General features: G+C 62.0%; 10 protein-coding genes. 3 read left to right on the forward strand and 7 right to left on the reverse strand.

What is annotated here, in order from left to right; genetic code table 11:
- Nucleotides 1-284: 284 nt before the first annotated feature.
- The 4 genes from AYK65_RS09890 to AYK65_RS09905 all read right to left on the reverse strand — a co-directional run bounded on the left by AYK65_RS09890 (nucleotide 285) and on the right by AYK65_RS09905 (nucleotide 4,107).
- Nucleotides 285-728, reverse strand: a complete 444-nt coding sequence (locus tag AYK65_RS09890; protein WP_081158279.1) for a TIGR02594 family protein — start codon at nucleotides 726-728, stop codon at nucleotides 285-287.
- A gap of 751 nt (nucleotides 729-1,479) precedes the next feature.
- The gene (gene gfa, locus AYK65_RS09895; RefSeq protein ID WP_081158280.1) at nucleotides 1,480-2,055 is read right to left on the reverse strand and encodes an S-(hydroxymethyl)glutathione synthase; all 576 of its coding nucleotides are present in this window, start codon (nucleotides 2,053-2,055) and stop codon (nucleotides 1,480-1,482) included.
- 253 nt (nucleotides 2,056-2,308) lie between these two features.
- Nucleotides 2,309-3,643: a TadE/TadG family type IV pilus assembly protein gene (locus tag AYK65_RS09900; protein WP_081158247.1), complete on the reverse strand. Its 1,335-nt coding sequence runs from the start codon at nucleotides 3,641-3,643 to the stop codon at nucleotides 2,309-2,311.
- A 254-nt stretch (nucleotides 3,644-3,897) separates the two neighbouring features.
- Nucleotides 3,898-4,107, reverse strand: coding sequence for a hypothetical protein (locus AYK65_RS09905; protein ID WP_026617642.1), 210 nt, complete (start codon nucleotides 4,105-4,107; stop codon nucleotides 3,898-3,900).
- A 64-nt stretch (nucleotides 4,108-4,171) separates the two neighbouring features.
- On the opposite strand from AYK65_RS09905, the gene AYK65_RS09910 reads away from it, so the two are divergent.
- On the forward strand, nucleotides 4,172-4,396 hold the full coding sequence (locus AYK65_RS09910) for a hypothetical protein (protein ID WP_046120770.1): 225 nt from the start codon (nucleotides 4,172-4,174) through the stop codon (nucleotides 4,394-4,396).
- A gap of 259 nt (nucleotides 4,397-4,655) precedes the next feature.
- On the opposite strand, the gene AYK65_RS09915 is transcribed toward AYK65_RS09910, so the two are convergent.
- The 3 genes from AYK65_RS09915 to AYK65_RS09925 all read right to left on the reverse strand — a co-directional run bounded on the left by AYK65_RS09915 (nucleotide 4,656) and on the right by AYK65_RS09925 (nucleotide 8,304).
- On the reverse strand, nucleotides 4,656-6,395 hold the full coding sequence (locus AYK65_RS09915) for a TRAP transporter large permease (protein WP_046120769.1): 1,740 nt from the start codon (nucleotides 6,393-6,395) through the stop codon (nucleotides 4,656-4,658).
- Nucleotides 6,392-7,060 (reverse strand): TRAP transporter small permease subunit, encoded by a 669-nt coding sequence (locus tag AYK65_RS09920; protein ID WP_046120768.1) that lies wholly within the window; start codon nucleotides 7,058-7,060, stop codon nucleotides 6,392-6,394. The genes AYK65_RS09915 and AYK65_RS09920 overlap by 4 nt, the downstream gene beginning before the upstream one ends.
- Before the next feature lie 101 nt (nucleotides 7,061-7,161).
- Nucleotides 7,162-8,304, reverse strand: a complete 1,143-nt coding sequence (locus AYK65_RS09925; protein ID WP_081158248.1) for a TRAP transporter substrate-binding protein — start codon at nucleotides 8,302-8,304, stop codon at nucleotides 7,162-7,164.
- Nucleotides 8,305-8,583: 279 nt separating this feature from the next.
- Here AYK65_RS09925 and AYK65_RS09930 point away from each other — a divergent pair, with 279 nt between their 5' ends.
- Complete coding sequence (locus AYK65_RS09930; protein ID WP_052728671.1) at nucleotides 8,584-9,927, forward strand: PQQ-dependent sugar dehydrogenase; 1,344 nt, start codon at nucleotides 8,584-8,586, stop codon at nucleotides 9,925-9,927.
- 417 nt (nucleotides 9,928-10,344) lie between these two features.
- A complete protein-coding gene (locus AYK65_RS09935) occupies nucleotides 10,345-12,114 on the forward strand; it encodes an adenylate/guanylate cyclase domain-containing protein (protein ID WP_081158281.1) in 1,770 nt (589 codons plus the stop codon).
- The last annotated feature ends 321 nt before the right edge of the window (nucleotides 12,115-12,435 follow it).

Raw genomic sequence — 12,435 nt, forward strand, 5'->3', positions numbered from 1 at the left:
ACGCGCAGAGAAAAATGCCGCGGGGCTTTTCGTCCGTGACCGCCCCGCATCCGGACTCGCGGCTATCTCCTCCCCAAGCCGGGGCGAAGGGAGATCGCAGCGCCATCCCCTTTCTTTTTTTCACCGGCGAGCCCTCTCCCCGCACGGGAAGAGGGCTGAAGTGAGTGGCTATAGAGAGCTACTGCATGTCTCCTTAAATCGACCTCGATTTAAGGACAAAGACATGCAGCAACTCAAAGTGCTACAGCGACCTTGCGCGTCTGAGAAGACCCGCGCTGCGCTGCCTATCTTCTCACCGCGATCACCTGCCCGCGGCTGAAATAGGACAGTTGCACGCGCCCGGACTGATTCCCGCCGATGACGCGCGCGGTCGATTTCGACAGCTCCGAAAGGATGCCGACATGATAGCCTCGGCCGGCCCTGACGACGATGACATCCCCCGGGCGCGCATAGGCGAGCTTGACCGGGGCACCGAACCTCAGCCACGACCGCGCGATTCCGTAGCTTTGCGGTGGCTGGCGCCCGACCTTTCGAGCGACCATGCCCATGAAATGGCCGCACCAGGGTGTGCGCGCCGGATTGATGCCGAGAGCGGCGCGAAGGCGCCTGTTATGCTTTACCTCGTGAAGCCCCGTAAATTGCTTGGCCTGCGCCAGCATGCCTGCCGACGCGGTATTGGGCGAAGTGAACGCGACAAGTGCCGCTGCCAGAAACGCTGCAACCTTCATGAGTTGGGTCTCCTTGATGCGCACGCCGGCCTCATGCCGGCTCTGCGCCCGCCTCTTCGTCTCCGTCCATTGCGCGCAATTCGCCCTTCCGCAGTGCGCGGTTTTTGCGCGCACTGAGCCGCCCGCGCTCAGGAGAATATTCTGAGCGCGGCTGAAAATGCCATGGAATCAAAGGGCTAGAGCGTCCTTGAATCTTGGCGCCCGTGCTCTTGCGGTCCGCTCCTTTCTTAGGTCACAGACTGCTTCGGGCACCCGCCTTCGTTTAAACACACGAAAGACTCTCTAGCACTTTGAGGCTGCACGTCACCGACCGCCGAAGATCGAAATGGATCCTCGGCTCGATGCCGCAGCCGGCATGCGAACGGCGATGGCCGTACCCCCAACCTGATGGCGTTCGCTATGCGAGACCTGGAATTCCCCTGCCAACCGGTGGATAGCGACGAGACTTTGCCGGCGAGGTGGAGCGAAATTGTGGCAAAGCCCGCATTTCGTGCGCAAGGCAGCGCTTGCATGCGTCGATGTGTCGGTATTGATCGCAAAAAAGCGGGCTTTTGACGGTCCACAACGCTATCGAGCGGGCTTTCAACCAACCCAGTGAAATTGCTGATGATGGGAGCGAGCGCCGCTTCTTCGCCCTATCCCGCCTTCCTGAGTGTGCCCCAGATCGTAGCCAATCTAAGGTAAAACATGCAGCAATCGCGCCCTTTGCGCGTCTGATAAGACGCGCGGCGCGGTAAGAGCGGTCACGCCGTCACGACTTCAGCGCGCCGCTCCTCCTCGCCGTCCAGGTGGCGATGATGTCCATCAGCTCGGGCGACAGGCAGTCGTAAGGTTCAAGGCCAAGCTGCCTCAGGTGGTTGCGGACGGAGTTCATCCTTGAGGGATCGACCCCTCCCTCGATGATCGACGAGACGAAGGCGGCAAAGGTGGGTTCGGGCCAACCGCTCTCTTCGAACCTTTCCGGGTGGATGAAATCGAGTCCCTGGAAGGCATGTTCACGCTCGACAGGCCCATACATGTGCACGCCGCATTCCTTGCAGCGGTGGCGCCGGATCAAGGCTGTCGGGTCCACGACCTCGAGCTTGTCCCCGTTTTCGAGCACGCTGACGTTCTCATGCGGTGTGACCGCCACGATCGAAAAGGTAGCACCCTCCGGCTTCCAGCACTTGCTGCAGCCGCAGGCGTGATCGTGAGCGATGCCGCCGGCAATGCGGATCCGGACCGCTCTATCTGCGCAGGCGCAGACCAGCGTCCCTCCCCTGAAGGCAGGACTGCCCCTGGTGACACCGTTGTCGAGTTTCGGATGCAGTGGGACGGGGGTTTCCATTTGCTCCTCCCTCAAGAACCGGCGCCTCTCCACAGCGCCGCTTGCCGATAGATGCGGAAAGGTCCGGTTGGCATCGCTGCGGAAGTGCAAGCGGCGCCTGCCAAGGCGCCGCATCGCGGTCTCCTCCGACCCGGCACCGAGCGCAACCTCCGCGTCCGCACCGAAGAATACCACCGAAAACATCTACTGCCGAATGCCGCACACCGGCTCGGCCATCAGCACCGATATGCAGGTGCGGCCGAGGCGCGTGGATTCAGCGCACCAGTCGAATGGCGCCAGGATAGTTGAATTGCGTGTTCGCCAACTCGGCGCTGCAATCCATCTTGAATGTACTGTTGCCGATGAGGGTGATTTCCTGCGCGATCAATCTTATGCATTCTCCGCTCGTCGCGCCGTTGCCGGAATATTGCAGTTCGGCGACGTCAGGCAGGTAGATGATCCCCGTCAGCGACGATTGGCTGTTGCCGTTGATGATGGCGGACGCGGTGTTGCCATGCTCGGCGACAATCGAGAAACCCGCCCAGGCACCCTCCAGCGATGGCGAGATGTTGAAGGTAGCACCGCCATTGATTTTGAGCTCGGCGCCGTTCATCAGGAAGAAGGTCACCCGTTGTCCATTTACGACTGTCTGGCTGCCGAGCTCGAGACGGCCGCCGTCGATCATGTAGTTGCCCGACTCGAGCTTGATCGCTCCCTTCAAGTCCAGGCCGCCATAGGTACCGGGCTTCAATGTTACCACGTGGCCATCGGCGTTCTTGGGCGTCTTGCCGGTGCCGTTGCAATCGCCATTGCCGCCGCCGCCGGCGACGAAGTTCTGGCCGCAGCCGGAAAGATCCACCCAGGTGGATGTCTTGGGCAGAACCTTGCTCGCAAACGGATCGGGTACGCGTGGCGATCCTTCGACCGCGCGCTCGCAGGCCAAGTCGATGGATTGCGGCGAGCTGTAGATGCCGCCCGCCGCGTAAAGACATTCGGCTTTGAGCTTGCCGCTCCCGCCGACATAGATCGACTGAGCATGATTCGAATTGGAGACGACAGTGCATCCGGTGAGGTCCGCCGCCGCACTTCCGCTGACCTCGAACGCGCGATCGGCCGTGCGGTGGAGCGCCAGGATACAAGCCTGCGCTCCCGCCGCGCGCGCCGCCACTGCCTGGCGCCGGATCGTCAGTGGCATGCGCTCCAGGAAAAGCGACTTGTAGTCGAGCACGAACTCGGCCGCGGCCGTATCCTCGTTGAGGCTCCGCGTGAACTTCACCGCCAACGCCTCAGTGGATGGGTCTGTGGCGACGGCCAAGGCATCGACGACGCTTGCCTGCGGCAAGGCGTAGTTGCCCCAGAAGAACTTTTCGGCCTTCTGATAGGCCTCCTCCTCGGTTGCTCCCTCGCCATAGGCCCGCACGGAGCCCAGTGCCGCGGCGTCGAGCGCGTTCTGGATCTTCTCCGCTTCGAGATAGGCCCCGACGAGATCGATCGCCAGCGCGGCGGCTCCGATGATCGGGATGAAGCCGATCGCGCCGAGCACGGCGAAGTTGCCGTCTCGGTTTTGCGCCAGCTTTCTTAATTGCAAGCGGAACGTCGCGGCCCTCATAGCCTTCCCCCTCGGCAGCCCATCCGCTTAATTAAGCAATAACTAACTTAAAGATCGTTAGGAAATTCCCTCGGGTTTTACGAAACTTTTAGAGTTACAAGGGACTTGGCTGTCACCGCGGGGGCGGATGCCGGGAACCGAGCCCCACATGGCGTTGCCATCCGAGACGGTAGGATGGCCGCCATGAGCGGGTCGATCCTGATCTGCCCGAACGGCTGGGGCGTCGTACCGAACCGCGGGCTTGTCTCGGGCTGCTATCGCCTCCAAGCCGCCTCGCTCTTCCGTTCGTAGTGCGTAAAAGCCTTGACCAGCCCGCCAAGCACCTCTGCCGAGGTTTCGAACAAGGCCTTGAACTGCGGATCGTCGATCTTGGTGACATCTTCCCGCAAATGGTCGATCAGAGTGTTCAATTCGCCTTTCATCTTCTGCGTGTGATGGATCGGATCTGCATTGGTCCGTGCCATTTCTTACTTCCCCCTGAGAAAACGGCCGCGTTGGCACAACGCTGTGCAAAGAGGCTCAGTTCCAATGGTGAAACAGCCTCCCCTCAAGGCGGTGATGCAGATGATGCGCTTTGTCCTCGCCACAACCAGCAGAGTTGCCAGAGCGGCGGACAGGGCAAGAATCGATCGTGCTTCGTTACAATTGGCCCTGAAAAGTTACTGGACCGGCGCGACCGATGTGGCAAACATCATGGGGCAAATCCGAGTTGATTTCAGTAGCAATTTAGATCAGAGCTCGCGCACAGGGTGAGTTCTGATTGTGAGTGCGAACTCGGTCGAGTTAGCGGCGGCTCCCCGGGGAGGATGCTGAATCGGATAGCCCGAACCGTCATCGGACGGGCGCGACATTTCTGCCAGTGACTTTGTCCAAGATTGGCAATGTTTTCGCCGCGATCTTTTCCAGAGCCCGCTTGCTGACGGCGGGCTCTATTTTCGTGCGGATCTTTGCAAGTCTCGCGTCCGGTCAGCGCAGCAAGCATCACGATCTGCCAGAGGAAATCCGCCTCCGCTCATCCGTAGAGATATTCCGGAAGCCAGAGCGCCATGCCGGGCCAGAGATACATGAGCACCATGCAGAGGATGACGATCAGCATGTAGGGCATCATGCCGGCGAAGATCTGGTTGAGGCTCACATGCGGCGGCGAAACGCCCTTAAGGTAATAGGCCGACATCGCCACCGGCGGCGACAGGAACGCGGCCTGGAGATTGACGAAGACCAGCACGCCCCAGAGGATGGGGTCGATGTCGAAGTGCCTAAGCAGCGGCAGGAAGATCGGCACGAAGATGATGATGATCTCGGTCCATTCGAGCGGCCAGCCGAGAAGAAAGATGATCGCCTGCGAGAGAATCATGAACTGCACCGGTGTGAGGTCGAGCGCGAGCACCCATTGCTCGATCAGCGCCTGACCGCCGAGGATAGCAAAGACGGCGGAAAAGAGCGCCGAACCGACGAAGAGCCAGCAGACCATCGCCGTCGTCTTCGCCGTCAGGAACACCGCTTCCTTGGTGCGCTGCCAGCTGAGCGTGCGCGCCTGCAGCGCCAGTAGGAAGGCGCCGGCCGCGCCGACAGCAGCCGACTCCGTCGCGGTCGTGATGCCGAAGAGGATGACCGCGAGCACGACGACGGTGAGGATCGCGAGCGGCATGACCGAGGAGACAAGAAGTTTCACGACCTGAAGCCTTTCGGCATTCATCTTGATGTAGTAGCGGACAAGCGCGAGTGCAGCGATCGCCACCGCGATGCCGAACCAGATGTAGAAGCCCGTGGCAGGTCCATCGGCCGCCACCGGCCCTCCATCAGCCGCCGGCGCGCCGAGCTCCTCGAGGCCTTCCGGCGCTTCCGTCTCGGCCGCCTGCTGGTGGATAACGACGTACCACCAGACGAGTGCCAGCGTGAAGGCGACAAGAAAGAAGGGAACGAGTGCCGCGACGGCATTCTTCACCAGCCTCCAATAGGTGAACCGCCCCTCCTCCATCTCGATGGCCATCGCGCGGGACGGGCGAAACAGGGCCGATAAAAGCCCGACGAGCATGTTGCGCGAATAGAGCGCCTCGAAACGCTTCATCCAGATCGGCACCGGAACCCGCGTCTGCTCCTCGGGGAGCGTCGGGGCGATTTTCGGGTTGAGCGCCGCCCAGCCAAGGACATAGGCGACATAGAGGAGTGCCAGGAAGAAGCCCGGAAACATCGTCGCCGCATAGAGCTTGACCACCGACTGCCCTGCAACCGCCGCATAGACGATGATCATCACCGAGGGCGGGATCAGGATGCCGAGCGTGCCTCCCGCTGTGATGACGCCGGAGGCGAGCTTCACGTCGTAGCCGGCTCTCAGCATCGGGTTCATGGCGATGACGCCCATCAGCACCACCACGGCACCGACGAGGCCGCTGGCAATACCCCAGAAGGTGCAGACGATGAGCGTCGTGATGGCAAGCGACGCCGGCACGCGCCGGAACGAGAGCTGCACGCTGTAGAACATCTTGTCGACGAGCGCGCCGCGCTCCATCACATAGCCCATCAGCACGAAGAGCGGGATCGAGATCAGGACGTCGTTGGTCATCGCGCCATAGGTGCGCTGAACCATGAGATCGAAGACGCGGTTGTCGATCCAGGGCTCCGCGGGATTGTAGAAGGCGTAGAAGCCGAAGAGCATCCCGAGCCCCATCAGCGTGAACGCTGTCGGGAAGCCCATCATGATCACGACCACGATGAGCATCAGCATCGTCAGTCCGAGGAACGGGTCGCTCACGTCTCCTCCTCTCCCTTGAGACCGCGCTGCCGCGCCGCTCTCTCGATGTCCTGCGCCCGCTCGATGGCCGCCTCACGCGCCTCGACATCGACATATTGGCTCTGGGCAAGTTGCTCGGCGACGACGTCGATCTCTTCGACGTCGTGGAGCCGGCGCGGCCACTCCCCGGTCCTCAGACAAACGATGCAGCGCACGATCTCGGCAAGCCCCTGCAGCATCACGAGGGCGCCCGCCACCGGGATGACCGTCTTGAAATAGTAGATCGGCGGTCCTTCCGCCGTTACCGTCGAATGCTCGCCGATCCTCCAGGAAAGCGCGGCATAGTCGTAGCCGGCATAGATAAGCGCGGCGATGCCGGGCAGAAAGAAGAGGATGTAAAGGAGGAGATCGAGCGCGGCCTGTGTGCGCGGCCTTAGCGAACTATAGATGAAGTCGCCGCGCACATGGGCGTTCTGCGCCAAGGCATAGGCGCCCGCCAGCATGAAGAGGCTTCCATAAAGCATGTTGCTTGCATCGAATATCCACGCCGTTGGCATGTTCAGGATGTAGCGCTTAAAGACTTCGGCGCAGACGAGCGTCATCAGCCCGATGATCAGCCACGCCGCGGCCTTGCCAACCCGGACGTTGATGGCGTCGATTGTAAGCAGAAACCGCTGAACCTCCACGCGGCACCCCCGGGATGCGGGAGACACCTGGCTCCCACGTTTATTTCATCGGAACCGATTGCGCTGCTTCGCCAAGGCAAAGCAGCGCTGACCGCTGACTCTCAGAGCTCCTTCGCCACCCCGTCCTTTCCGAAGTAGTGGTCGAATGCCATTCGCCGATTAACGACGGTGTCCTGTTCCCACCGCGTCGCCCGCTCGGCAAAGGCGATCTGGGACTGGAGAACTTCCTTGAACAGCGGGTTCTCCCCCGATTTCTTCTTAACCACCTCGTCGTACACCTCCAACTGCCGCTTGAGGATCGCGTCCGGCGTCTTGTAGAATTTGACCTGGTCGGTCGTCTGCATCGCGATATAGTCCTTCGAGTAACGGTCGATCGCCTTCCACGCCATGTCCTGCGAAGCCGCCTCGACCGCATTGGTGATGATCGCTCTCATCTGCTCTGGCAGACCATCGAACTTTGTCTTGTTGAACAGGATCTCGAAGGTCTCGGCATTCTGGTGATAGCCCTGCAGCATGCAGATCTTGGCGACGTCAGGAAAACCGAGTACCCGGTCGGAGGAGGCGTTGTTGAACTCCGCCGCGTCGATCAGCCCGCGGTCGAGCGCCGCGACGATCTCGCCGCCCGGCAGCGCGTTTACCGCGGCGCCAAGGGCGGTGAAGACATCGATCGAGATGCCGACCGTGCGGAACTTCAGTCCGTTGATGTCCTCAACCTTGGCAACCGGCTTCTTGAACCAGCCGAGCGGTTGTGTCGGCATCGGTCCATAGGGGAAGGAGACGACGTTGGCGCCGATCGATTCATAGAGCTTGGCAAGCAGGTCCTTGCCGCCGCCGTATTTGTGCCAGGCGAGCAGCATGTTGGCATCCATGGCGAAGCCGGGACCCGAGCCCCAGAGTGCCAACGCCGTCTGTTTGCCATAGTGATAGACGAGCACGCCATGGCCGCCGTCGAGCGTCCCTTCGGACACGGCGTCGAGCAGGCCGAAGGCCGGCACGACAGCGCCCGCCGGCAGCACCTCGATTTTGAGCTCGCCACCGGTCATATCATTGACTTTCTTGGCGAAATCCTGAGCGTATTCGTGAAAGATATCCTTCGACGGCCAGGTGCTCTGCCAACGCATATTCATCGGCCCCTGCGCCTTGACGACGTTCGGCGCGGCAACCATGGCTGCACCGGCCATGGCTGCGCCGCTCAAAAACTTGCGACGCGACGTTTTTCCCCCAATCTGGGCTCTGCGTGTCATCTCTTCCTCCCAAGGGCCTGCGACAGTCCCTTGAACCAGCCCGTTCGAGGAACATGTTTCCGCAGGCTATTCGATATAGTTGAAAGGCGCTCGCACCAGTTGCAGGGGTGTCCGCGCCCCGGCTTTTTTTCGGCCGAATGGAAGAATACTCCTCAATGCCGCCCCCGCAAAGATTGCAAGGAACAAGTCACGAACGCCGCCGTTTTGGGTCGTGGCGGGGAATAAGACGAAGCCGTCCTGCGTCTTAGTCCAATGCTGCCACTGTTCGGAGGGCGTCTGATGAACACCGGCTTTCCGCGTACCGCAGTCGTGATCACCCTGGTGGGCGCGCTTGTGGCGAGCTGCGCCGGCGTCTCGGCGCAGCAAACAGCGCGGACGACCGGCAGCATCGGCTATGGTCCGAACCCCACCTTGCCGAAGCCGCGCCCCACGATAATCCCGATCGTTAACATCGCCGATGCGACCGGCTGGCAAAGGGGCGGCATGCCCGCGCCCGCAAGAGGGCTGAAGGTCAACGCGTTTGCGGCAAACCTCGATCACCCGCGGTGGCTGCATGTGCTGCCGAACGGTGACGTGCTGGTTGCCGAAAGCAATGCGCCCGAGAAGCGTGGCCAAGGCTTCAGCCTGCGCAAGGTCTTCATGACAGCGGCCATGAAGCGGGCCGGCGCGGTCACCAAGAGCGCCAACCGCATCACGCTTCTGCGCGACACCGATGGCGACGGCGTTGCCGATCAGCGCCGGACCTTTGCGGAAGGACTGAACTCGCCCTTCGGCATGACACTTTCCAACGGCAGGCTCTACGTCGCCAATACCGACGCCCTCGTAGCCTTTCCCTATTCCGACGGCCAGACCCGGGCGCGCGGGCGGCCGCGAAAGATCGTGGACCTGCCGGCCGGGGACCTCAACCATCACTGGACCAAAGACGTGATCGCAAGCCGCGACGGGCGCAGGCTCTACGTCACCGTCGGCTCCAACAGCAATATCGGGGAAAACGGCATGGCGGCGGAGAAGAACCGCGCCGCCGTCTTAGAGGTGGATCCGGAGAGCCGCCGGACCCGCGTCTTCGCCTCGGGCCTCAGGAACCCGAATGGGCTTTCCTGGAATCCGGAAAGCGGCGAACTCTGGGTCGCCGTCAACGAGCGTGACGAGATCGGCGACGATCTCGTGCCGGACTACATGACCTCCGTCAGGGCCGGCGGTTTCTACGGCTGGCCCTACAGCTATTTCGGCCAAAACGTCGATCCCCGCGTCAAGCCGCCCCGGCCGGATCTCGTTGCAAAGGCGATCAAGCCTGACTACGCGCTCGGCGCGCATACTGCCTCGCTGGGCCTTACCTTCTCCAAGGGGGCGTCCCTCGGCCGGACTTACGCGAACGGCGCCTTCGTCGGGCAGCACGGCTCGTGGAACCGGAGCGTCCACAGCGGTTACAAGGTGATCTTCGTGCCTTTCCGCAACGGCAAACCCAGCGGTCCGCCACGCGACGTCCTCACCGGCTTCCTCGGCCGCGGCGGCACGGCGATGGGCCGTCCCGTTGGGGTCGCAATCGACAAGACCGGCGCGCTGCTCGTCGCAGACGACGTCGGCAATGTTATCTGGCGGGTCAGCCGCGCGAATAGGCGCTAGCGCGGGATAAGGAAAAGTGTGCGCGGTTTTCCGCCCGCATCCGGCGCTAACCTACTTTAGGTCGATCGACGCAAAGTCATCTTGATCTAGTGCATGTCGCCCAAAAAGTGCGCAGCGGTTTTGGGGTCACGACATGCACAAGAACCTGAACGCGTCGCATGAATTCGATTGAATGCAACGCGCGTTAGGCGACATCGCATATCCATGCGCGCCATCTAATGGACACCAGCCGCTGCCGTTGCTACTCTTCCCCCGCGGGATCAGGAAACGCTTGAAGTGTTCTCCGCGAGCATCCCGCACCTCACTTCTTGGATCGGGATCGGAAAGTGCGTGCGGATTTCGCGCGCACCACCGCTCCACGGATCGGAAGCGGCCGCACGTGAACTGGACCAACTTGGTTCGGATGAAGGGGAGCACATGAGGCGGTTGGCAGCGATCATGGATGCCGACGTCGTCGGTTACAGCCTGCTGATGGGACGTGACGAGGCCGGCACGTTCCAAGCGCTGAAGGCATGCCGCAACGCTTTCATTGTGCCTGCGGTCGCGGCTCGCGGCGGGCGGATCGTCAAACAGACAGGCGACGGAACGCTAGCCGAATTTGCGAGCGTCATCGACGCGGTTGCCTGCGCGATCGCGATCCAACGAACGATGCAGGAGCACAATGACAGTGCCGAAGCGCAGCGCCTGGAGCTGCGCATCGGCATCCATCTCGGCGACGTGGTCGTCGAGGACGGCGATATCCATGGCGATGGCATGGCGGTCGCCGCGCGCCTGCAGGAGATGGCACCGCCCGGCGGCATTTGCGTGTCGCAGCAGGTCTACGACCAGATCGGCACGAAGCTCGATTTTCCTGCGGTCGATCTCGGCTCGCGAACGCTCGGCGACGTTGCTCCCGTGCGCGTCTGGCAATGGCAACCGCACGAGGCGGCGGAGAGCTTAACTCAGCCTGCGCCGCCGCATCAGCGGCCGGTGCCAGATCACAAGCGCCCTTCGATCGCCGTGCTTCCCTTCGCCAACCTGTCGAGCGCCGAAGAACAGGAGCACTTCTCCGACGGTTTCACCGAGGAGCTCATCGCGACGCTCGCCCGCTGCCGATGGCTGCGCGTCGTCGCCCGCAATTCCTCCTTCACCTACAAGGGGACGGCCGTCGATGTCAGGAAGGTCGCCGAGGACCTCGGCGTCAAATATGTGATCGAGGGGAGCGTCCGCCGTTCGGGCAACCGCATTCGCATCACCGCGCAATTGTTGAGCGGCGGCACCGGCATGCTGCTCTGGGCGGAGCGCTACGAGCGCACCCTTGACGACATCTTCGTGCTGCAGGACGAGATCGCTGGCCAGATAACCGGCACCATCGGACCGGAACTCGGCATGATCGAGTTTGCGGCGCTGCGCGGCCACACGGCCGCCGATATGGACGCGTGGAATATCTATCTCAAGGGCCTCTGGCACCTCTACAAGTTCAACCTCGACGACCTCAAGGTCGCCAAGGAGCTCTTCGAGCGAGCGACAAGCCTCGAACCCAGTTTCGCCCAGGCCCATGCCCGACTTGCCTATGTCCACATACAGCTCGGCTGGTACGGCCCGCTGGAGGAACGCGCCGAACGGATCGCCGATGCCACCGCGCTTGCCGAGCGGGCGATCGCGCTCGACAGCCGCGAGCCTGCCGCACACCTGGCACTCGGCCGGGCACTGGCGCTCGGCGGCCAGCCGGAGCGCGGCATCGATCATCTGCGCAATGCGCTGAGGCTCGATGCGAGCTTCGCGCAAGGCCATTTCGCCCTCGGTCAGGCGCTCTGCTACGTCGATCGGCCGGAAGAGGGCATTGCCGCGATCAACGAGGCGTTCCGGCTAAGCCCCCGCGATCCGCATCTATGGACGTTCCACAACATGGTGGCTATCGCGCATTATCAGTCTGGCCGGCTTACGGAAGCCATCGAGTCCGCCCGCGCCTCACTGCGTCAGGAAAACGCCACCTTCTGGCCGGCCATGGTGCTGGTAGCGGCCCTCGGGGCCGAGGAGCGGACGGACGAAGCACGCGCAGCCGTCGCCGCGCTCCTTGAGCGGCGGCCGGACATGACCACGAAGACCGCCCGGGCCGAATTCTATTTCGGAAGCCACCCGGCCATGTCGGAAGACTTCATCGATCGCTTCGTCAATGATCTGCGCCGTGCCGGCTTGTCAGAATGAGAGGCTGCTGCTCAGCAAAGATCGACGAGCATCCCGGACAGGATGGCAGTGATCTGCCCATGAAGGTAGGGATTTGCGAGTGCATGAATTGCAGACGCGATCGTATCCTCGTGCCCTAACTCGAAGCGGATGTCCTCGCGTGCTTCGACAAGATTCGCCCAATCCTCGACGGAATGTTCATCGATTTCGCCGCTGCCGAATCGCCTCAAAATTGCGGCGACATCATCACGCTTTAGCGTGATGACCGTTCAGCATCCCAAGGGAGCTCAGCGAACGACGCTCTCAAGTCAGATATGGATCTATCGAATCGTATGAGCGAAG

This window comes from Ensifer aridi, from assembly GCF_002078505.1.
Lineage (GTDB): Bacteria > Pseudomonadota > Alphaproteobacteria > Rhizobiales > Rhizobiaceae > Sinorhizobium > Sinorhizobium aridi.